22 protein-coding genes and 1 pseudogene are annotated in these 21,122 nt (G+C 68.6%); 19 read left to right on the top strand and 4 right to left on the bottom strand.

Going from position 1 to position 21,122, the window contains the following annotated elements; genetic code table 11:
• The first annotated feature begins 30 nt into the window (after positions 1–30).
• The 5 genes from murD to ACTMO_RS0110950 all read left to right on the top strand — a co-directional run bounded on the left by murD (position 31) and on the right by ACTMO_RS0110950 (position 6,398).
• Positions 31–1,452: a UDP-N-acetylmuramoyl-L-alanine--D-glutamate ligase gene (murD, locus tag ACTMO_RS0110970; protein ID WP_033401528.1), complete on the top strand. Its 1,422-nt coding sequence runs from the start codon at positions 31–33 to the stop codon at positions 1,450–1,452.
• A 6-nt stretch (positions 1,453–1,458) separates the two neighbouring features.
• Positions 1,459–2,868 (top strand): putative lipid II flippase FtsW, encoded by a 1,410-nt coding sequence (gene ftsW, locus ACTMO_RS0110965; protein WP_019854740.1) that lies wholly within the window; start codon positions 1,459–1,461, stop codon positions 2,866–2,868.
• Between the two features lie 139 nt (positions 2,869–3,007).
• Positions 3,008–4,150 (top strand): undecaprenyldiphospho-muramoylpentapeptide beta-N-acetylglucosaminyltransferase, encoded by a 1,143-nt coding sequence (gene murG / locus ACTMO_RS0110960; RefSeq protein ID WP_019854739.1) that lies wholly within the window; start codon positions 3,008–3,010, stop codon positions 4,148–4,150.
• Positions 4,151–4,263: 113 nt separating this feature from the next.
• Positions 4,264–5,661, top strand: a complete 1,398-nt coding sequence (gene murC, locus ACTMO_RS0110955) for a UDP-N-acetylmuramate--L-alanine ligase (protein ID WP_157063032.1) — start codon at positions 4,264–4,266, stop codon at positions 5,659–5,661.
• On the top strand, positions 5,658–6,398 hold the full coding sequence (locus ACTMO_RS0110950; protein WP_019854737.1) for a cell division protein FtsQ/DivIB: 741 nt from the start codon (positions 5,658–5,660) through the stop codon (positions 6,396–6,398). The genes murC and ACTMO_RS0110950 overlap by 4 nt, the downstream gene beginning before the upstream one ends.
• 75 nt (positions 6,399–6,473) lie before the next feature.
• Here the strand turns inward: ACTMO_RS0110950 and ACTMO_RS0110945 are convergent, their stop codons facing one another.
• A complete protein-coding gene (locus ACTMO_RS0110945; RefSeq protein ID WP_019854736.1) occupies positions 6,474–7,151 on the bottom strand; it encodes a spermidine synthase in 678 nt (225 codons plus the stop codon).
• Between the two features lie 467 nt (positions 7,152–7,618).
• Between ACTMO_RS0110945 and ftsZ the strand changes: the two genes are divergently transcribed.
• The 8 genes from ftsZ to ileS all read left to right on the top strand — a co-directional run bounded on the left by ftsZ (position 7,619) and on the right by ileS (position 16,770).
• On the top strand, positions 7,619–9,124 hold the full coding sequence (gene ftsZ, locus ACTMO_RS0110940) for a cell division protein FtsZ (protein WP_026449096.1): 1,506 nt from the start codon (positions 7,619–7,621) through the stop codon (positions 9,122–9,124).
• 115 nt (positions 9,125–9,239) lie between these two features.
• Positions 9,240–9,962 carry a peptidoglycan editing factor PgeF gene (gene pgeF / locus ACTMO_RS0110935; protein ID WP_019854734.1) on the top strand — a complete coding sequence of 241 codons (723 nt, stop codon included), beginning with the start codon at positions 9,240–9,242 and terminating at the stop codon, positions 9,960–9,962.
• Positions 9,959–10,702, top strand: a complete 744-nt coding sequence (locus ACTMO_RS0110930) for a YggS family pyridoxal phosphate-dependent enzyme (protein WP_019854733.1) — start codon at positions 9,959–9,961, stop codon at positions 10,700–10,702. Before pgeF ends, ACTMO_RS0110930 begins: the two co-directional genes overlap by 4 nt.
• 61 nt (positions 10,703–10,763) lie before the next feature.
• Positions 10,764–11,381 (top strand): cell division protein SepF, encoded by a 618-nt coding sequence (locus tag ACTMO_RS0110925; RefSeq protein WP_019854732.1) that lies wholly within the window; start codon positions 10,764–10,766, stop codon positions 11,379–11,381.
• Positions 11,382–11,400: 19 nt separating this feature from the next.
• Positions 11,401–11,685 (top strand): YggT family protein, encoded by a 285-nt coding sequence (locus tag ACTMO_RS0110920; RefSeq protein ID WP_019854731.1) that lies wholly within the window; start codon positions 11,401–11,403, stop codon positions 11,683–11,685.
• 46 nt (positions 11,686–11,731) lie between these two features.
• Positions 11,732–12,586, top strand: coding sequence for a DivIVA-like cell division protein Wag31 (gene wag31, locus ACTMO_RS0110915; RefSeq protein WP_026449095.1), 855 nt, complete (start codon positions 11,732–11,734; stop codon positions 12,584–12,586).
• Between the two features lie 111 nt (positions 12,587–12,697).
• Positions 12,698–13,234: a hypothetical protein gene (locus tag ACTMO_RS20930; RefSeq protein ID WP_019854729.1), complete on the top strand. Its 537-nt coding sequence runs from the start codon at positions 12,698–12,700 to the stop codon at positions 13,232–13,234.
• 356 nt (positions 13,235–13,590) lie between these two features.
• On the top strand, positions 13,591–16,770 hold the full coding sequence (gene ileS / locus ACTMO_RS0110905) for an isoleucine--tRNA ligase (RefSeq protein WP_019854728.1): 3,180 nt from the start codon (positions 13,591–13,593) through the stop codon (positions 16,768–16,770).
• A gap of 265 nt (positions 16,771–17,035) precedes the next feature.
• Here the strand turns inward: ileS and ACTMO_RS0110900 are convergent, their stop codons facing one another.
• Both ACTMO_RS0110900 and ACTMO_RS0110895 read right to left on the bottom strand, forming a co-directional pair.
• Positions 17,036–17,230, bottom strand: a complete 195-nt coding sequence (locus ACTMO_RS0110900) for a DUF397 domain-containing protein (protein WP_019854727.1) — start codon at positions 17,228–17,230, stop codon at positions 17,036–17,038.
• The gene (locus tag ACTMO_RS0110895) at positions 17,227–18,096 is read right to left on the bottom strand and encodes a helix-turn-helix domain-containing protein (protein ID WP_026449094.1); all 870 of its coding nucleotides are present in this window, start codon (positions 18,094–18,096) and stop codon (positions 17,227–17,229) included. Before ACTMO_RS0110895 ends, ACTMO_RS0110900 begins: the two co-directional genes overlap by 4 nt.
• A 132-nt stretch (positions 18,097–18,228) precedes the next feature.
• Here ACTMO_RS0110895 and ACTMO_RS0110890 point away from each other — a divergent pair, with 132 nt between their 5' ends.
• From ACTMO_RS0110890 to ACTMO_RS0110865, 6 genes are all read left to right on the top strand, one after another.
• Positions 18,229–18,471: an HC3 family zinc finger protein gene (locus ACTMO_RS0110890; RefSeq protein ID WP_019854725.1), complete on the top strand. Its 243-nt coding sequence runs from the start codon at positions 18,229–18,231 to the stop codon at positions 18,469–18,471.
• Complete coding sequence (locus tag ACTMO_RS20925) at positions 18,468–18,701, top strand: hypothetical protein (RefSeq protein ID WP_019854724.1); 234 nt, start codon at positions 18,468–18,470, stop codon at positions 18,699–18,701. The genes ACTMO_RS0110890 and ACTMO_RS20925 overlap by 4 nt, the downstream gene beginning before the upstream one ends.
• A gap of 39 nt (positions 18,702–18,740) precedes the next feature.
• Positions 18,741–18,914, top strand: coding sequence for a hypothetical protein (locus ACTMO_RS22940; RefSeq protein WP_157062863.1), 174 nt, complete (start codon positions 18,741–18,743; stop codon positions 18,912–18,914).
• Positions 18,915–19,061: 147 nt separating this feature from the next.
• Positions 19,062–19,310, top strand: coding sequence for a hypothetical protein (locus ACTMO_RS0110875; protein WP_019854723.1), 249 nt, complete (start codon positions 19,062–19,064; stop codon positions 19,308–19,310).
• Between the two features lie 14 nt (positions 19,311–19,324).
• On the top strand, positions 19,325–20,164 hold the full coding sequence (locus ACTMO_RS0110870; RefSeq protein WP_245556131.1) for a DddA-like double-stranded DNA deaminase toxin: 840 nt from the start codon (positions 19,325–19,327) through the stop codon (positions 20,162–20,164).
• Positions 20,161–20,634, top strand: a complete 474-nt coding sequence (locus ACTMO_RS0110865; protein WP_019854721.1) for an Imm1 family immunity protein — start codon at positions 20,161–20,163, stop codon at positions 20,632–20,634. The genes ACTMO_RS0110870 and ACTMO_RS0110865 overlap by 4 nt, the downstream gene beginning before the upstream one ends.
• Positions 20,635–20,705: 71 nt before the next feature.
• Here the strand turns inward: ACTMO_RS0110865 and tnpA are convergent.
• A pseudogene (gene tnpA, locus ACTMO_RS22395) lies at positions 20,706–21,108 on the bottom strand (IS200/IS605 family transposase).
• Positions 21,109–21,122 lie beyond the last annotated feature (14 nt).

Raw genomic sequence — 21,122 nt, 5'->3', positions numbered from 1 at the left:
CGGTTGTCACGGGAATCGTGGGTGAGGTAATTGAGCAGGCTGGGTAGACGGGTGCTGGTCGCCGGGGCCGGTGTTTCCGGCAGGTCCGCTGCCGAGGCGTTGCTCGCCGAAGGAGCGGAGGTCACGGTCACCGACGCCTCGCGGGAGCGGCTGGCCGGGCTGGCGGAGCTGGGTCGTGCGGGGGCGCGACTGCTTCCCGCGCTGAGCGAGCCCCCGGAGGGCACGGATCTCGTGGTGACCAGTCCCGGCTGGCGTCCGGACTCCCCGTTGCTGGAGAACGCGGCGGCGAGGGGCACGGAGGTGATCGGCGAGACGGAGCTCGCCTGGCGGCTGGACAGGTCGAGGGAGAAGCCGGCCGAGTGGCTCGCCGTGACCGGTACCAACGGAAAGACCACCACGGTGGGGATGCTGGAGTCGATCCTGCGGGCGGCCGGGATCGACGCGGTCGCCTGCGGCAACGTCGGACTGCCCGCCGTCGACGCGGTACGTGCCGGGCACGAGGTGCTGGCCGTGGAGCTGTCGAGTTTTCAGCTGCACTGGTCGGACACGCTCGCTCCGTACGCGGGGGTGGTGCTCAACCTCGCCGAGGACCACCTGGACTGGCACGGCTCGCTGCGTGCCTACGGTTTGGCCAAGTCCGCCGTGTACCGGGGTAACACCGTCTCGGTGTACAACCTCGACGATCCCACCTCGACGCGTCTCGCGCGGGAGCACGTCGGTGCGGCGGGTGTCGGTGTCACCCTCGGCCCTCCTTCGGAGGGCCAGCTCGGCATCGTCGACGGGCGACTCCTGGACCGCGCCTTCGGGGGGGAGGGGACGACAGAGGGTGGTTCCGTGCCGCTCGCCGCGCTGACCGACGTCCGACAGGTGGGTGAGCACAATCTCTCCAACGCGCTCGTGGCGTGCGCGCTCGCCCGCTGCCGGGGGGTGCCCGCCCGGGCCTGTGCCGAGGGGCTGCGCGCGTTCGCTCCCGGACAACACCGCTCCGTTCCCGTGGGGGAGGAGGACGGTGTGGTCTATGTGGACGACTCGAAGGCCACCAACCCTCACGCGGCGGCGGCCGCCCTGCGTGCCCACTCCCGGTTGGTGTGGATCGCGGGTGGGTTGCTGAAGGGAGCCGAGGTCGACGAGTTGGTGCGGGTGCACGCCTCCCGCTTTCTGGGAGTGGTGCTCATCGGCACCGAGTCCGGGCGTATCGCCGAGGCCCTGGAGCTCCACGCTCCGGGGGTTCCGGTGGTGAGGATCCCTCCGGAACACGAGGATCCCATGGGGGAGGCCGTACGATCGGCGCGGGAGCTGGCCGAACCGGATTCCGCCGTGGTGCTGGCACCGGCGGCGGCTTCGATGGACATGTACACCGACTACGCCCACAGAGGGCGGGAGTTCGCCGCTGCCGTGCGTGCGGTGCTGGCCGGACCCGAGAGTGGGCCCGCCGAACGGCCCAGGGAGTGATCGCCCGTGGCGGACGGAAGGACCACCGTGGCCAGGGAACAGGGCAGACAGGGGCTCGGTGAGGGACTGCGTGGGGTGACCTCGGCGCTCACCGCCTGGTTGACCAGGCCGTTGGCCTCCTTCCACCTGTTGTTGGCGGTGTTCGGGCTGTTGGTCACGTTCGGCCTGGTGATGGTGCTTTCCGCCTCCAGTGTGGAGTCGTTCAGCGAGGCGGGGTCCTCCTACAGCATCTTCCTGAGACACCTGGCGCACTGTGCGCTGGGGGCGGTGGGGTGCTATGCGGCCATGCGCGTTCCGGTGTGGATGCTGCGCCGGTTCAGCCACGTGTTCCTGCTGGTTTCCCTGGTGCTGCTCGGGCTCGTGCTGACCAGCCTGGGGGCGAGGGACAACGGCGCCCAGAGCTGGCTCGTGCTGGGCCCGCTGTCCTTCCAGCCGGTGGAGCCGGCCAAGATAGCCCTGGCGCTCTGGGGGGCGCACGTGCTGGTCACCAAACGGGCGTTGCTCGGGCAGTACCGTCATCTGCTCGTCCCGGTGGTTCCGGCGGCACTGTTGATGTTCGCTCTGGTGATGATGCAGCCGGATCTCGGCTCGACGGTTCTGCTCGGCGTGGTACTGCTCGCGCTGCTGTGGTTCGCGGGGGCGCCGTTGCGGCTGTTCAGCGCGATCCTGCTCGGTGGCCTGACGGCAGCCGTGACCCTGGTTCTCGTGGGGGGCTACCAGATCGGGCGGGTGACTTCCTTCCTCGATCCGCAGAGCGACCCGCGGGGGGCGGGATTCCAGGCCAACCAGGCCCTGCTGGCGCTCGCGGACGGGGGGATGTTCGGTGAGGGCCTGGGACGGGGCTGGTCCAAGTGGCAGTACCTTCCCGAGGCCTACAACGACTTCATCTTCGCGGTCGTCGGGGAGGAGCTCGGTTTCGTCGGTTGTGCGACCCTGCTCGTGCTGTTCGGCGTCACCGCCTATGTGGGGATGCGGATCGCGGCGCGCAACACCGACCCGTGGATCAGACTGGTGGCCGCGACGCTGACCACCTGGTTGGTGGCCCAGGCCGCGATCAACATCGGTTATGTGGTCGGGTTGCTGCCCGTCACGGGGCTGCCGTTGCCGTTGATCTCCTCCGGGGGAACCTCGGTGGTGACGACGATGATCGTTTTCGGGTTGCTGGCGAACTTCGCCCGGCACGAACCGGAGGCCATCGCCGCCTTGCGTTCCCTGGGGCCGGGTAGGGTCGGCAGGCTGCTCAGACTGCCCACGCCCGCTCCCTACCGCCCTCCCGCCAGACGGTCCCCACCGGCGGGGAAACGGACGGTGCCCCCGGCGGAGAAACCCTCGGGCAAGTCCGGAGGGGGAGCCTCGCGGGCGAGGAGGAACCGGGCGAACACCGGATCCTCACGGAGGCCCCGCGCGAGCAGGTGACCGGAGCGGCTCCGGGCGGAACGTCCGTCCGAGGGGTGCGACACCCCGACATGATCGTATGAATCACCCGAACAGGTGGGCTGGTTGCGGAGGACCAGCGGCGAGCGTCGCGGTCCCACGAGACACGAGGAGGACTTAGTTGAACACACCACAGCCGGGTTCCCCCGCCGGAGGCGGCGAGTCCCCACACCCCGAACGGAAGGGGCCCACGGTCGTCGTGGCCGGGGGTGGCACTGCCGGACACATCGAACCGGCCATGGCCCTCGCCGACACGGTGCGCCGCCTCCGGCCCGACTCCCGGGTGGTCGCGCTCGGCACCGAGCGCGGTCTCGAAACGGAGCTGGTCCCCAAACGGGGGTATCCGCTGGAACTCGTCCCCCCGGTCCCGATGCCCCGCAAGGCCAGCGCCGAGCTGTTGCGGATGCCGATGAAGGTGCGTGACTCGGTTCGTCGCACCCGTGAGGTCCTGGACCGGGTGGGCGCCGACGTGGTGGTCGGTTTCGGGGGCTACGTCTCCCTGTCGGCCTACCTGGGGGCCCGTGGTCGGGTGCCGATCGTGGTCCACGAGGCCAACGCCCGCGCCGGACTGTCCAACAAGGTCGGAGCACGTCTGGCCGCGCGGGTGCTGGCCGCGGTGCCGGACAGCGGATTACCCGGAGCACGTGTCATCGGCATCCCGCTGCGGGAGTCGATCACGGGGTTGGACCGCGCCGCCCTGCGGGCACGGGCACGCGCGCACTACGGCCTGCATCCCGAGGCCCCGACGATCCTCGTTTTCGGTGGCTCCCAGGGCGCCCAGACGTTGAACACCGCCTTCTCCGGGGCGGCCGACGCGCTGGGACGGGCGGGAGTGGGTGTGCTGCACGCGCACGGCCCGAAGAACACCGTGGCGGTGCAGCAGGTCCCCGGTGCTCCCCCGTACGTCCCGGTCCCGTACCTGGAACGGATGGACCTGGCCTACGCGGCGGCCGATCTGGTCGTGTGTCGTTCCGGGGCGATGACCGTGGCCGAGGTCTCGGCGGTGGGACTACCCGCCGTCTTCGTTCCGCTTCCCCACGGCAACGGTGAGCAGGCGCTGAACGCCCAACCGGTGGTCAGTGCGGGAGGCGCCAGACTGGTCACCGACGAGGAACTGACCGCACAACGGGTGGTCGACGAGATCCTTCCGCTGGTCAAGGACCCCGACGTGCTCGCCCGGATGAATCGCGCGACCCTGGAGACCGGCCATCGCGAGGCAGATCGGGTGTTGGCCGAGACCGTACTGGAGGTGGCCGCGCGGTGAACGGCGACACAGCCGAGAACGACCCGCAACGGGCTTCGTCGACACGACAGTCCTCCCCGGCCGGGGAGGAACTGCTCCGTCGGGTGCATCTGGTCGGCATCGGAGGGGCCGGGATGAGCGGTATCGCCCGCATCCTGCTGGCCCGGGGGCAGTCCGTCTCCGGATCGGACGCCCGGGACTCCCGGACCGTGCTGGCACTGCGCACGCAGGGCGCGCTGATCGGCATCGGCCACCACGAGGACAACCTGGACCAGCACGGGCGGGAACCGAGTGCCGTGGTCGTGTCCACGGCCATCGACGCGGACAACCCCGAGCTGCGTGCCGCGCGTGAACGCGGGATTCCCGTGCTGGGCAGAGCTGAGGCACTCGCCGCGTTGATGCGGGGAGACCGGGTCGCCTGCGTGACGGGCACTCACGGCAAGACCTCGACGACCTCGATGCTCACTGTCGCCCTGCAACACTGCAAACTCGATCCCTCCTTCGCCATCGGAGGAGACCTCAACGACTCCGGGGCCAACGCCCACCACGGGGAGGGAGGCGTCTTCGTCGCCGAGGCGGACGAGAGTGACGGGTCCTTCCTGGAGTTCTCCCCCGAAGTGGCGGTGGTGACCAATGTGGAGGCCGACCATCTGGACCACCACGGAAACACCGAGGCCTACACGGGGGTGTTCGAGCGGTTCCTCGAACGCGTCGAGCCCGGGGGTGTACTGATCGCGGGTGTCGACGACCCCGGAGCGGCGTTGCTGGCCGACCGCGCCGAACAACAGGGGCTGCGGGTGCGCCGGTACGGTACCGAGGTGACCGGGGAGGCGGACGCGCTGATCGCCGCTTACCGTTCCGGTCACGGCCGGGGTTCGGTGGAACTGCGACTGCGGGTGGCGGGCCGCCCCCGGTCGGTGGAGCTGGAGGTCTCCGTCCCGGGGGAACACATGGCCGACAACGCGGTCGCCGCCCTGTTGGCCGGTCTCGAACTGGGAGCTCCGTTGGAGGGGCTCGTGGAGGGGTTGGCCGCTTTCGGCGGGGTACGTCGTCGTTTCGAGTTCAAGGGCAGGGCCGACGGGGTCCGGGTCTACGACGACTACGCGCACCATCCGACCGAGGTGCGGGCTCAGCTGCGCGCTGCCCGCACCGAGGTGGACTCGGGCAGGATGGTGGTGGTCTTCCAACCCCATCTGTTCTCGCGCACCGCCGCCTTCGCCGAGGAGTTCGCGCGGGAACTGGCCGTGGCCGACGAGCTGGTCGTGCTCGACGTCTACGGGGCCAGGGAACAGCCCAGGCCGGGTGTGTCCGGGGCGTTGATCGCCGATGCCGTGCCGCTGCCGGCGGAGCGGGTGCACTACGAGCCGTCGATCACCGAAGTGGCCCCACTGGTGGCCGGACTGGTTCGGCCGGGGGACGTCGTGCTGACCATGGGTGCGGGAGACGTGACCATGCTCGCCCCGGAGATTCTGGCCGAGATCGACAGTCGTTCGGCGGGCACCGCCGTACCGGACGGTTCGGAATCCTCATGAGGAAGTCGACGACGCGGGAGTCGTCCGGCGGACCCCGTGACCGGGGACGCCGCGGACAGGTGGAACCGCGGCGGAGGTTCCGAGCGGGGCGGTGGATCGTTCTCGTCCTGCTCGGCATGGTGACGGTGGCGGCGGTGCTCGTCTTCTTCACCCCGGTGTTCGGCGTTCGTTCGGTGCAGGTGCGTGGTACCGAGACGCTCAGTTCCGACCGCGTGCGTCAGGTGGCCTCCGTCGGGCAGGGGACACCCTTGGCGCGGGTGGACCGGGACGGGATCCGGCGGAGGCTGAACGAGCTGTCCCGAGTGGATTCCGTGCGGATCCGGTTGGTGTGGCCCTCGACCGTGAGCATCCGTCTCGTCGAGCGTGAACCGCTTCTCTTCGAACGGACTCCGGAGGGGATCCGCCTGGTCGACGACGACGCCGTCCCCTTCGCCGGCTCGGCTCAGCCCCCCGGCGACCTTCCGGAGCTGCGGTTGTCCGGGGAACACCCGGAGAGGGCGCGGCGTGCGGCCGTGGCCGCCTTCACCGCGCTGGACGAGCGGGTGCGTGCTCAGGTGCGGGTCGTGGAGTTCGTCCCCTCGGCGGGGGTGCGGATGTCGCTGACGGAGGACCGTACCGTCGAGTGGGGCGGTGCCGAGAAGTCGGCGCTCAAGGCGGCGATACTTCCCGCCCTGCTCACTCGGGAGGGAAACACCTACGACGTGACCAGTACGGAGCTGCCCACGGTCTCCTCGTGACCGAGGGCCGTCCGCACCACGGGTCCACCGAGGACGTCGAGCCGAACGTGGAGCACACCGGTCGAAAGGTCGCTCTCACCGGTGGCCCAGGTAGAGGTGGTACTCGGTCTCCGTCGTTCCCAGTGTCACCGGAATCTCCCGGTGGTCCACCCGGTCGAACACCGTCCGCATGGTCGCGGACAGTTCCGGTGCCGGTGCCGCCGACCAGACCGCCAGGGCCCCGGAGGGGCGCAGGGTGGCGCGGCACTCGGCGAGGAACCACCCGTCGTACACGGTGGAGTTCGCGGAGTGGACGAGGTAACCGGGTCCGTTGTCCACGTCGAGCAGTACAACGTCCAGGCTCTCCTCCCGCTGGGAGGAGACCAGGGCGGTCACGTCCTCGGAAACCAGGTGCGCCCGTTCGTCGAAGCGGTCCGGAGCGAGCTCCGGGACCAAGCCCTGTCGGAACCATTCGACCACCGCGGGTTCCAGCTCGGCCACCAGCACCCTGTCCACGCGAGGGTTGGCCAGTACCTCGTGCAGGGTGAAACCCAGTCCCAGCCCTCCCACCAGCACCGTCAGCGAGCGGTTCTCCTCCGTGGCGGCGGCCGGCGCCTCCAGCGCGACACGGGCGAGTTCACGTTCGCTGGCGGTGTGCAGTGTGTCCATGACGAACACCCCGTTCACCCGCAGTTCCAGCGCTCCGTTCTCCCGCCGCAGCAGGACGGTCTCCCCCCGGGGTGAGGTCGCGCTCGCGACCCGTCGTACGGTCACGGTCCTTTCCCCTCCCTGTCGTGCGTGGCGGGTACGATTCTCCTCCCGTCGGTCTTCGGCGGTGCCGGGTGGCCTTCGTGTTCCTGACGATCCGACCGAACCGGACATCGACCACGGTGGACTTCGCTCGGTGCGTGGTACTTCGCGGTACGGTGTGCACCGTGGTCGTGATACGGCGGAATGAACGCGTTCGAGGTGTCGTGGGTGGAGAGCGGACGCTTCCCGGAATCCGGGAGGGTACTCGTGGCGGGAACCTCCGGACGACACGCGACGGGCGACACCGGCGTGCCTGCTGGACTCGACCCGACCGCGGTACCTAACGTCCGATCACGTACGAGGTTGACGCCAGCCAACCCCGTAGCCGTTGATCGGCGACACGACCATGGGGCGCCAGCCGGCGTCCGCGAACAGGACCGTCAGGTCCACCACAGCGAGCGCTTCAGCCACGACCAGGAAGGCGGATGACGATGACGCCCCCGCACAACTATCTCGCGGTGATCAAAGTCGTCGGCATCGGTGGCGGCGGTGTGAACGCCGTGAATCGGATGATCGAGGTCGGGCTCAAAGGCGTCGAGTTCATCGCGGTGAACACCGACGCCCAGGCCCTCCTGATGTCGGATGCCGACGTCAAACTCGATATCGGCCGTGAGCTGACGCGCGGACTCGGCGCGGGTGCGGCACCCGACGTGGGGTATCAGGCGGCCGATGACCACAAGGACGAGATCGAGGAGGTGCTCAAGGGCGCCGACATGGTCTTCGTCACCGCGGGTGAGGGTGGTGGCACGGGGACCGGCGGTGCTCCGGTGATCGCCTCGGTGGCACGCAAACTGGGGGCTCTGACGATCGGGGTCGTCACCCGTCCGTTCTCCTTCGAGGGCAAACGCAGGGCCACCCAGGCGGAACAGGGCATCAAGGACCTGCGCGACGAGTGCGACACGCTGATCGTCATCCCGAACGATCGTCTGTTGCAGCTCGGCGACATCGGCGTCAGCCTCATGGACGCCTTCCGTTCCGCGGACGAGGTGCTGCTTTCCGGTGTCCAGGGCATCACCGACCTGATCACCACCCCCGGGCTGATCAACCTCGACTTCGCCGACGTGAAGAGCGTCATGTCGGACGCGGGTAGTGCCCTGATGGGCATCGGTTCCGCCCGGGGAGAGGGCAGAGCGGTGGAAGCCGCGCAGAAGGCGATCAACTCGCCGCTGCTGGAGGCTTCCATGGAAGGCGCACACGGTGTGCTGCTGGCCATCGCGGGCGGTTCCGATCTCGGACTGTTCGAGATCAACGAGTCGGCTTCCCTGGTACAGGAGTCCGCGCATCCCGAGGCCAACATCATTTTCGGTACGGTGATCGACGACTCGCTCGGCGACGAGGTTCGGGTGACGGTGATCGCCGCCGGTTTCGACGCGGGAGCCCCCACACACAAGAAGCTGGATCCGGACAGGGTCGGTTCGCGTGCCGACTCGGAGGACGCGGTCGCGGGCCGGGGGCAGGTGGTCGAGGGACAGGCCGAGCCGGTGCGACCGGAGGGAAGCACCCGGCAGGAGGCCGACCAGCCCGTCGGCTCCGGCGCCTCCTCGGCAGCCGCTGACTCCGAGCAGGGAGCCCGTGCCGCGAACGCCGGCGCCCAGCCGACGGGGGAGTCCGAGCGTGGCGGAACGTTCGGTGCCTTCCGTTCCCCCTCGACCGGTTCCGGTGAGGAGCGTCCAGCCGGAACGGCTTCGGAGCAGGCCGAGTCCCAGTTCGGTTCCGCCGAACAGCGTTCCACCCAGCACGTTGCCGGTCCGATCGGCACCGACGGCTCCACCATCTCCGGTGAGCAGCACGGTGGTGGAGTGCCTCCGAGGAACACGGGGGGACACACGGCCAGCGGCAGCGGTCTCGGTGGTTCGCTGCTCGGTCGTTCGCGGAACCAGAACGACGACGACAGCGACGACGACGAGGTGGATATTCCACCGTTCATGCGGCGATAGTCACTGAGGTGCTCCTCCCCCGAGCGGGTGCGGGACAATGGGGTTTCGTGACGGCGCCGTCGTCGGTGAGCGGCGCCTCGCGAGCAGTACCGCGAGCACTCGGGGAGGGCTTGTCTTGCTGATACGTCGTGTCGTCACGACCAGGGAGGGTGGGCGTTCCGCCCCACCCTTCGACTCGTTCAATCTGGGGGGCGGCCTCGGCGACGACCCGGAGGCCCTGGCCGCGAACCGGGCCAGGCTCGCCCGGGGGATCGGGATCCCCGAAGACCGCTTCGTGTGGATGGAACAGGTCCACGGCAGAACGGCCACCTCGGTGGACGGCCCTCGAGAGAAACCCGTGGAGGTCACCGACGCCCTCGTGACCGCGGTGCCGCGACTGCCGCTGGTGGTGCTGACCGCGGACTGCGTTCCGGTCCTGCTGGGCGATCCGGTGGCCGGTGTGGTCGCCGCCGTGCACGCGGGCCGCGTGGGGGCGCGGGTGGGAGTGTTGGTCTCCGCCCTGCGGGAGATGACCGCGGCCGGAGCCCGGCTCGAACGTGTCGAGGCGTTGCTCGGGCCGGCGGTGTGCGGGGACTGCTACGAGGTTCCCGGCGAGATGCGCGACGAGGTGGAACGGGCCCTGCCGGGAAGCGCCACCAGCAGCCGGGCGGGTGCTCCCGCCCTGGACCTGCGGGCTGGTCTGTGGGAGCAGCTGGCCGCGGCGGGAGTGGGCAGGATCGGTCGGGACCCGCGCTGCACCATCGAGTCCCCCGAGTTGTTCAGCCATCGCCGTGACGGCGGTCGCACGGGCAGAATCGCCTCCGTCGTGTGGTCCGAACCGGAAGGGACAGCCGAGTGAGTGACGGGGATACCGGGCGACGTCGTGCCGAGCTGGCCGAGGCACTGCGGCAGGTGCGGGGAAGGATCGATCGGGCCTGTGTCGCCGCCGGACGTCCTCCCGAGGAGGTCGAGCTGCTCGCGGTGACCAAGACCTTCCCCGCCGAGGACGCGGCGCTGCTGGCGGACCTGGGGGTGGTCGATCTCGCGGAGAACAAGGACCAGGAGGCCCGGGCCAAGGTGGAGAAGTTCTCCGAACTGAGGCCGCGTTCGGGGGTACGTTGGCACATGGTGGGACAGCTGCAGCGGAACAAGGCTCGCTCGGTGGCCCGTTGGGCCGACGTCGTGGAGTCGGTGGACAGCGGGCGCCTCGCCGAGACGCTGCGACGCGCCGTGGCGAACGCCCTCGAGGCGGGGGAGAGATCCGGCCCGCTGGACGTGTTGCTGCAGGTGAATCTGGACCAGCGTACCGACCGGGGCGGATGTGCTCCAGAAGATCTCCCCGAATTGGCGGAAATCGTGACGCGAATGTGTGAGATTCGACTCCGTGGTGTTATGGCTGTCGCCCCGTTGGGCGAAGATCCCAATGTGGCGTTCGCCACCCTTTCGGAGATTTCCGAGCGGCTCCGGCGGGACTTCCCCGACGCTCGGGACCTGTCGGCAGGGATGAGCGCGGACCTGGAGAGTGCGATAGCCCACGGTGCCACTCGGGTGCGTGTCGGAACGGCCTTGCTCGGCGGGCGCCGGTTAGTCTCGCCGTGAGCCACCGAGCGGGTCGAAGCTCTGCCGTCGCTGTACCTTTCGCGGAGGAAGGGGCTTGCCGATGAGTAAGCTACACAAGCTGAAGGCGTACTTCGGCATGGTCCCGGCCGAAGAAGTCGACGAGTACGGCGAAGCGCGGGATGGTTACGAGTCGGACTACGACGCGTACGACGCGCCCGAGGATCGTGTCGGGGGAAGCCGTCGGTTCTCCGGTGCGCGTGGCGCTTCCCAGGACGAGGAACACGAGGATGACAACGAGGACGAGCCGCGTCCCCGCATGGGGCGCGGGCGTAGGCAGTGGGCGAGTGAGCCCCCGGTACGTGGTTCGCTGGCCGTGGACCCGAACCTGGAACAGCCCCCACGGTTGCGCGCGGTGACCGACACGGGCAGTCACTACAGCCTGAGCCGGATCACGACCCTGCACCCGCGTAGTTACAGTGAGGCGCGGACCATCGGCGAGCAGTACCGCGACGGTACTCCGGTGATCATGAACCTGACGGAGATGGACGAGGCGGACGCCAAGCGGCTGGTGGACTTCGCCGCCGGACTGGCCTTCGCGATGCGTGGCTCCATCGAGAAGGTGACCAACCGCGTGTTCTTGCTCTCACCTCCCAACGTCGATGTCGCCGCCGAGGACAAGCGGCGCCTCGCCGAAGGGGCCTTTTTCAATTACGGGTGAGTGGTGGCAGAGTTGAGCTGTGCAATTGGCCCTGATCGTTCTGTACTATCTGCTGTTCTTCTTCTGGTTGCTTCTCATCGGCCGTATAGTGGTGGAGCTCGTTCGCGCGTTCGCTCGCGACTGGCGCCCCGGCGGTGGGGTTGCGATCGTGCTGGAGACCATCTACACAGTGACCGACCCACCCGTACGCTTGTTGCGTCGGGTGATCCCGACGATCCGGATAGGCAACGTCGGGTTGGACTTGTCCATTATGGTGCTGCTGCTGGTCGTGTACATCCTGATGCGACTGGCTCAACCCGGGTAACGGGGAACCCGGTGACTCGCAGCCGAGGAGTGCGTGAGGTGATCTTGTGGGCCTGACCCCCGCTGACGTTCATAACGTGGCGTTCAGCAAACCTCCGATCGGCAAGCGCGGCTACAACGAGGACGAGGTGGATGCCTTCCTCGATCTCGTCGAGGCCGAGCTTGCGCGGCTCGTGGAGGAGAACGGCGACCTGCGTAACCAGGTCGAGCAGTTGGAGGCGCAACTGCAGTCCGCTCATTCCGACCTCGACGAGGCCCGTAGCCAGCCCGCGCCGGCTCCGGAGGCGGGTGCCTCGGCCGCGGCCACGAGCTCCGAGGAACCCCGTCGTCTGCAGCCCGTGCCGCCCCCGGCTGCTTCCGAACAGACCTCGCCCGGTGGTGACCAGCACGTGCAGGCGGCCAAGGTGCTGGGGTTGGCCCAGGAGATGGCCGACCGACTGACCGGCGAGGCCAAGACCGAGTCCGACAACATGCTCTCGGAGGCCCGCACCAAGTCGGAGCAGTTGCTGTCCGACGCGCGGACCAAGGCCGACAGCATGGTCAACGACGCGCGCAGCAGGGCCGAGACGATGCTCAACGACGCGCGCAGCAGGGCCGAGACCCTGGAACGCCAGGCACGCGAGAAGGCGGCGGGGCTGGAGCGCGACGCGCAGCACAAGCACGCCGAGGTGATGGGCAACATCACCCAGGAGAAGAACGCGCTGGAGAAGAAGATCGAGGCGCTGCGCACCTTCGAGCGCGAGTACCGGTCACGGTTGCAGAGCTACCTGGAGTCCCAGCTGCGTGAGTTGCAGGAGCACGGTTCGGCCGCCCCGACGGAGAGCTCCGGTGGGGCCAGAGCCGCCGGACAGCAGCAGAGCGGTGGTTACAACTTCGGCGCCCGCGCCGCTGAGGCCGGCTGACCCCGTCAACGTGTCGGGCAGTGCGTGACGCGGGCACTGCCCGCTCGTTGACCCTCGGGGATCCCCGCGCGGCGCGGGTGTGCCCGTAGCCGACCGAAAGCGTGGACGTCCGTGTTGCTGATCGTTCTCCTTCTCCTGTTGGTCGCGGCGGGGGTGTTGGTTCTCGCCGTGTCCGCCGGACTCGCCCAGTGGGCCTGGCTCACGGTGCTGCTGTGCGCGGTGGCCGGTTTCGTGCTGCTGGTGGCCCGCAGGCGGGACCGGGCGCGGGCGACCGGTCGGGGGGAGGTCGAGGCCTCCGAACGGCCCGGTTCCTCCGACGGGGATCCCGGTGCGGTCGTCACCGGGCAGGAGGACGAGCGGGAGGGGGATCCGGAAGGGGGCGAGTCCCCCGCCGAGCCCGTGCTGGATCCGGAGACCGAGCCTCCGGAACAGCACACCGACGCCGCCGACGCGCTGTTGGTCGCCGAGTCCGCCATCGAGGTCCTCGTGATCGACGAACGGCCTCGGTACCACCTGGACTCCTGTTCCTGGGTGGGACGCAGGTCCACGGTGCCCCTGCCCGCCCACGAGGCCAGGGAGCTGGGGTTCACCCCCTGTTCGGTGTGCCGGCCCGACCACTCGATCGCACAGCGGGAACGCTCCCGCTGAGGTGGCCGGTCCCCCGGTGACGTTCGTGCTCTGTTCACTCCCGCGGGTGGCGTGTTTCCCCGGTACGAAACCGACTGGCGAGCACCCGCTATGCTGGTGCCAACGGCGTTGATCCGGCCATCACCGGGGAGCCTCCGGAAGAACGGGTGGAGTTCACCTCAGTAGAACCGGACGGGTAGGCCCGTGACAGCTGTGAAGGAGTGGCCGCGCACCTCGTGTGCGTGGCAAACGGGGTGGTACCGCGGTACGCGAGTGTCCCTTTGCCCGGGGCTCGCCGTGTCGTCCCCGTGCGGGTGCCGTCCGACCGGTGCCCGGCGAGGAGGAACCACGACACACTCGCGAGGAGCGCATCCGCGATGGCTTACCCGAAGGTCCCGTTCAACGGTGCGAGTTCCGAGGACCCCGAGCAGGCGGGGACCGTGGCCGCCCAGCCGTCCTTCCCCGCCGTCGAACGCGAGGTACTGGACTTCTGGGCGCGTGACGACACGTTCCGGGACAGCGTTCGGTCCAGGCGGGCGGGTGTCAACGGCGCCAACGAGTTCGTCTTCTACGACGGTCCCCCGTTCGCCAACGGTCTGCCCCACTACGGACACCTGCTGACCGGCTACGTCAAGGACGCGATCCCGCGCTACAAGACCATGCGTGGCTACCGGGTCGAGCGCAGGTTCGGATGGGACTGCCACGGTCTGCCCGCCGAGGTGGAGGCCGAGAAGCAGCTCGGCATCAACACGAAGTCCGAGATCGAGTCCATGGGCATCGCCGAGTTCAACGAGACCTGCCGCTCCTCGGTACTGCACTACACCGACGAGTGGCGGGACTACGTCACCCGGCAGGCCCGGTGGGTGGACTTCGCCCACGACTACAAGACGCTGGACCTGGACTACATGGAAAGCGTCATGTGGGCGTTCAAGCGTCTCTGGGACAAGGGGCTCGTCTACAACGGGTTCCGGGTGCTCTGGTACTGCTGGCGCTGCGAGACCCCCCTGTCCAACACCGAGACCCGGATGGACGACGTCTACCGGCAGCGCCAGGACCCGGCCGTGACCGTGGGGCTGCGCCTGCACGCCGAGAGCAAGTCCTTCGACGGGGCCCACGCGCTGGTCTGGACGACCACCCCGTGGACGCTGCCGTCCAACCTGGCCGCTGCGGTGCACCCCGACATCGAGTACGTGCTGGTGCGTCCGCCCGAGAGCGAGCGCCGGTACGTGCTGGCCGCCGACCGGCTCGGCGCGTACTCCCGCGAACTCGGGGGGGAGGACGCCGAGGTGCTGGACCGCTTTCCGGGAAGCGAGTTGCTCGGGGCCGGTTACGAGCCCCCCTTCGACTTCTTCCTCGGCAGGCCGAACGCCCATCGGGTGCTGGAGGCCGACTACGTCACCACCGAGGACGGCACCGGCCTCGTCCACATCGCCCCCGCCTTCGGTGAGGAGGACAAGGTCGTCACCGACGCCGCCGGGATCGAGCCGGTCGTGCCGGTGGACGCGCACGGCCGGTTCACCGAGGAGGTGGCCCCGTACCAGGGCCAGCAGGTCTTCGAGGCGAACAAGCGGATCATCCGGGACCTCAGGGACGCGGGACTGCTGCTACGGCACGAGACCTACGACCACCCGTACCCGCACTGCTGGCGCTGCGACAACGCGCTGATCCAGCGGGCCGTCTCGTCCTGGTTCGTCGCCGTAAGCCAGTTCAGGGACCGGATGGTCGAGCTCAACCAGCGGATCGACTGGGTCCCCGAACACATCCGCGACGGGCAGTTCGGCAAGTGGCTGGAGAACGCCAGGGACTGGAACATCTCGCGGAACCGCTACTGGGGTTCGCCCATCCCGGTGTGGGTCTCCGACGATCCGAACCACCCGCGCACGGACGTCTACGGCTCGTTGGACGAACTGGAGGCCGACTTCGGGGTACGCCCGAGCGACCTGCACCGTCCGAACATCGACGAGCTGACGCGGCCGAACCCGGACGACCCCACGGGCAGGTCCACCATGCGCCGGGTCCCGGACGTGCTGGACTGCTGGTTCGAGTCCGGGGCCATGCCGTTCGCCCAGGTGCACTACCCGTTCGAGAACACCGAGTGGTTCGAGCACCACTACCCCGGTGATTTCATCGTGGAGTACAGCGGGCAGACCCGGGGATGGTTCTACACGCTGCACGTGCTGGCCACCGCCCTGTTCGACCGTCCGGCCTTTTCCCACGTGGTCGCCCACGGCATCGTGCTCGGACACGACGGACTGAAGATGTCCAAGTCCAAGCGCAACTACCCGGACGTGCGTGAGGTCTTCGAGCACGACGGTTCGGACGCGATGCGGTGGTTCCTGATGTCCAGCCCGGTGCTGCGGGGAGGCGACCTGGTCGTCACGGAGAAGGGCATCAAGGACGCGGTCCGGCAGGCCGTGCTTCCGCTGTGGAACTCCTGGTACTTCCTGGCGCTGTACGCCAACGCCGAGGGGCTGGAGGGATCCTGGCGGACCGACAGTCGACACGTGCTCGACCGGTACGTGCTGGCCAAGACCCGGGACCTGGTCGAGGACGTGCAGTCCGCGTTGGACGGTTTCGACCCCGCCGGGGCGTGCGCCGCGGTCCGTGACTTCCTCGAAGTGCTGACCAACTGGTACGTCCGCCGTTCACGGGACCGCTTCTGGGCCGGGGACCGGGAGGCGGTCGACACCCTGCACACGGTCCTGGAGATCACCTGCCGGGTGCTCGCCCCGCTTCTCCCGTTGACCGCCGAGGCCGTCTGGCGTGGTCTGACCGGGGGGCGTTCGGTGCACCTGCAGGACTGGCCGGACGCCGAGCGTCTCCCCGCCGACGCCGAGTTGGTGGGGGCCATGGACAGTGTGCGGCGGGTGTGCTCCACCGCCCTGGGACTGCGCAAGTCGAACAAGCTTCGGGTGCGTCTGCCGTTGCGGCGGTTGACCGTGGCGTTGCCCCAGGCGGAGTCGCTGCTCCCGTTCGTGGAGCTGATCCGGGACGAGGTCAACGTCAAGAACGTGGAACCCACCACGGACGTCGCGGCGCACGGCCACTTCGAGGTCTCGGTCAACGCACGGGCCGCCGGTCCCCGGCTCGGCGGTGACGTGCAGAAGGTGATCAAAGCGGTCAAGTCCGGGGAATGGACCCGGACCCCGAGCGGAGGGGTGTCGGCCGCGGGGATCGAGTTGCGCCCCGAGGAGTTCTCCGAGCACCTGGTGTCCACCGATCCCGGTGCCGCCGCCGCGTTGCCGGGTGGGGAGGGGATCGTGGTGCTGGACACCGAGGTGACCGCCGACCTCGCCGCCGAGGGGCTGGCCCGCGACGTGATCCGGGTGGTCCAACAGGCCAGGAGGGAGGCCGGGCTGGTGGTCTCCGACCGCATCGTGGCCACGATCGCGGCTCCCGCCGCCGTGCGTGAGGCGATCGAGGAGCACCGTTCGTTCGTCGCCGGTGAGATTCTGGCCGACTCGGTGGAGCTGGTCGAGGAGTCCGACGGTGAGGCCCTGGTCGGCACCGTGGGGGACAAGGACACCGAGATCGCCGTGTCGGTGACCCGGTCCTGAGCCCAGGACTGTGGTACCTCGAGTGTGCAGCTCGGAGGGGTGAGGTAGTTCCCGCGCGAGGTGTCGTGGTCGTTTCCGTGGGGGCGTGTCCGGAGGGGGCACGCCCCCACGGGGTTTCACGCCTCGTGTTCGGAGCGGTCTCCGGCCCATTCGGTGTGGAACACGCCGTCGAGGTCGGTGCGCCGGTAGGTGTGGGCGCCGAAGTAGTCTCCGAACGCAAACGGCGCCCCCCGGAAGGTTCCGGGGGGCGCCGTGTGTCAGCGGCTCATTCGAAGCGGTTGTTCTTGACCGCCTCCAGGAACGCGGTCCACTGGCCGCGGGTGGTGGTGAAGTACCCGAGGTCGCGGTTCTTGGTGTCGCGCACGGCGGCGCCGTCGCCGAGGCGGCCGACCTCGACGCAGTTGGTGCGCAGGTTCGAGCGGCTGGATTTCCTCCAACCCTCAGGGTGTACCGTTGTCACAGGTTTGCCTCCATCTCCTTCGCGATGTTGGCGATGAGTTCCGCCGACGCCTCTGGGGTCATCGCCACGTCACGAAGGTTATCCGTCGCTTGCTGGTAGGACTGTATGTCCCCAGGGCGGCTCAGGAACGCATCTGAGCTCAGGTGTTCGACATGCACGACCGGGGCTGCCTTGGGGAACTCGAACAGCATGTACTGACCCGCGTGCATCGGCGTCCAGGCTCCCGAGCCGGTACGTACTACCTGCACAGTGACGTTGTTCATCTCCGACATCTTCACGATGTGCTGAAGTTGGTCCGCCATCGTGGCTTGATCGCCCATCGGTTCACGGAGCGCCCATTCGCCGAGGATGGCCAGGAACTCCGGAGCGTTCCGGTGGCTCAGCACGTCGCGGCGACCGACGCGCATCGTAACTTGTGCTTCGACTGCCTCCGGTGGCATTCCAGCTGACATGACTGCCCGTGCGTAGTCCGAAGTCTGAAGCAGACCGGGAATCATGATCGGAGCGACGTCGACGATGTTGGTCGCCGTGCGTTCGAACTCGATCAGTGCGATCAGGTCTTGGTCTGTGGCCGATTGGCCCCACTGGCCCCGAGGCTTGATCCAGTTGGATTCTTCTGTCGCATCGCGGGCCATGGCGGCGAGTCTGTCGCGGTCGGATTCTGGCGCTCCGTATGTCGTCAGCAGTGCGACAACGATTTCCGGTGTGGGTGGGATCTGTCCGGTTTCGATTCGGGCGACTTTCGAGTGGTGCCCGCCGATCCGGGTGGATACGTCGCGCACGGTCATTCCCGCGTTTTCGCGGTACTCGCGCAGTTCTGCACCAAGTGCGCGGATGCGTGGTGAGGTGCGTTTGGTGTTGGCCATGCGACAAGCGTATGTCGCTAGATCGTGGCTGTGTACCCACGTCAATCGATTGGAGCATTGTAGACGGCGCACGCGACGCAATAATGTCGCAGCATCAGAAAGGGGAAATCGAAAAGGATTGGATTCTATTCCATGTCGCAGATTCCGTTTGCGTGGGTGCCCGCCGGTGGGGGGCGCCATGTCAGCGAGGACAGGCGGCCGTCCGGGCGGACGCAGTTTCCGGAGGGGCAGGTGGTGTCCACCCTGTGTGGGCAGGCCCTGGAGGCCCGTGAGGGCGAGCTGGCGTGGTTGTGGTGGACGTGTCCGGAGTGTGACACCAGAGCCAGGGAGATCGTGGGGGCTCCGCCGCGTCGGGACACGGAGAGCCAGGCGTGAGCGGGCCGAGTGCGGCGGCCGGGCTGGCCGAGCTGCTGATGCGGGGCGTGTGGCTGGTGGAGCAGACCGCCTACGAGGTGGGCGGGCGCCGCGCCACCGCCGGGCGGTGTCGGGACGTGGCCGAGGCGTTGGACGAGCTGTCCGCCGCGTTGCGCGAGCACGCCGAGACACGGGAAACGGCTCCGGTTCCGGGGGAGAATTCGGCCAGCTACGGCGGCACCGATGCCTAGGCCCTTCTCACGGCCGGCCGAGCTGGGTCTGGCCGGGCTGTGCTGGCCCCGCCGGGTGTCCTGGCTCGCACCCTGCCGCTGGCGGCGGTGGCCAGACGCCGACCCGGCGGCTCCAACCCGGCGGGTCGGCGGCCCGAGCCTAGCCCGGAGCTGTCCCTGTCCCCGGACCGGGCGCTGTTGGCCCGCGTGCTGGCGCGGCTGCGCGCCCTGTAGAGACCACGGCCCGGTGCCTGCCTCCACCCGGCATCGGGGTCGTTCGGCCCGGCCGGTGCCTGCCCCCGACGGCATCGGCCGGGCATCCATCCGTGGCAGACCGCGAAGGCGGTCTGACTGTCCTCCCACGCTGAGAGGAGACCAGTGATGCTGGAAGAGATTCGCGGCCGGTTACAGCAGATCATCGACACCGCGCCCGCCGGCGAGCTGCAAGCCGTGCGGACCACGCTCGAGGAGCTGCGCGGACAGCTACACCAGGTCGCCGGGACCAGCACCAACCACGACGTACAGCAGGCGATGCAGCTTCTCGGGATTGCCCACGAGAAGGCTGGCGAAGCGGTCCAAGCCGTAGCGCAGGCCGCCGAGCATGTGCGTGCGTTCTCCGCCGTGCTGTGAAAGGGGGCCCGACCGTGTCCGAGGTGGAAGAGCTGGCCAACACTCTGGCCGGGATGTTCGGGCGGCTGCCTCCCGAACATCTACACCGGGTGCGGGCCTGGATCGAGGAGTACGCCCTGCCCACCCTGGCCGAGATCGGCCCAGGCAGCAGCTCGCCCGAGCTGGCCCAGGCCGTGGCGCTACTCGAACGAGCCCGCGAACGCGTCGACGAAGTCCTGGGGCTGTCCGAGAGCACCCGCGGGCATCTGGTGGGCTATCTGGCCACCCTCGGCATCAGCGGCGAGCAGCCCCCACCGAGCCTGCCGCACCCGTCGACCTACCGGCCACCGGTCAGCGACGACCCCGACGCGGTCGATGAGTGGGTACGCCACGCCCGCGAGAAACTACCGGAACGCCCCGGCGGGCGCGGAAAAACGGTTGGCATTCTGCGCGGTATCCCCGGATCCGGTGATGTGAAGGTGCAAAGCGGCGGCTCCGGCCGCCGTGTGTGGAAACCTGGAACCGAACGGTGGGAACGCGAACCCGAGGACGAACACAACGAGACACCACAGACTCGGCAGGAGCGTCAACTCATCGACCGGATCGACACCATGCTCGTCACCGTTGGTGAGCGGTTCCCGATCCCACGGCCGGATCTGGCCATGCCTGAGACATCGACCCACGTCGAGACCAAGGTGGCGATGCGGATGCGGGAAGCTGGAATCACCCACGCGGCGGTCGCCATCAACAACGAGATGTGCGACGGCCCGCTCGGGTGCCGGGCCGCGGTCGCCGCGATCCTGCCGAAAGGCTATGTGCTCGACGTGTACGAGCCAGGCGCGACACGACCAGTACGAATCGAGGGACAGGCATGACAGCGCTCGACACCGCAGCCGTACTCACGGTCATGTTCGACCAGCATCGCGGGTCGCAGTACGCCTACACTCCCGAGGAAACCGGGAGGCTGCTCGACCGCGTGGTCACCGAATCCACCGAGGGGAACCGCACCACCCTGGTCACGGTGTGGGACCGCCCTGCCCGGTCGCACCACGATGAGGACCAACCCCAGTACCCACCTGCCTATCTCCGTGTCGCGGTGAATCCCGACACCGGGTGGGGCGCGATGGCCTGGATCGACATGACCGCCGGAGACGTACTCGACACCTACAACCCGACTGACTCGACTGATCGTCCCGCGCTCATGTTCGCCGCCGACGAACCCACCTATTTCCCCAGCTCGGCGTCCCTGCCTCTCGAACGGATTCGCCACGCCCTCGGCAACTATGCCGCCACCGGCACGCGCCCCACCACCGTGCAGTGGCAGCAGGGCTACCTCGCCCTCTGACCCGGGAGTCGGCGCAAGTTCTGGCCTTTAGGCGGGAGTGAGTCGATTAGGAGTGTTCTTCGTCGGGCACGCTATGCAGGGCGACCCTGGTTTTCCACGTACTGTCGAATGATCGACAGCGGCGCCCCGCCGCACGAAGCGGCGAAGTACGACGGCGACCACAGATGCCCCGGTAGGTCCGCATTCGGAAGCGCTGTTTGAGGCGCCGGGAGGCCACGCCTTGAGGCTGTTCACCAGCTTCGACACGGCTACCTGCGGCGGATACTCCACGAGCAGGTGCACGTGGTCGTCTTCGCCGTTGCACTCGGTCAGGCTCGCGCCGAAGTCGGCGCAGACCTTCGCGAACACCTCACGCAGGAAGTCGTGGTGTTGGCCGGTGAGCACGTTCCTGCGGTACTTCGTCACGAAGACCAAGTGGACGTGCATTCCAAAAACACAGCGTCTGCCAGTGCGATAGTCCTCGGTGTTTGCCATAGACCAACATGGTG

Origin of the sequence: Actinopolyspora mortivallis DSM 44261 (assembly GCF_000384035.1) — a bacterium.
In the GTDB taxonomy this organism is placed as follows: Bacteria; Actinomycetota; Actinomycetes; order Mycobacteriales; family Pseudonocardiaceae; genus Actinopolyspora; species Actinopolyspora mortivallis.
Note: the sequence above shows the minus strand (reverse complement) of the source record. Positions and strands in the feature narration are given on the sequence as shown.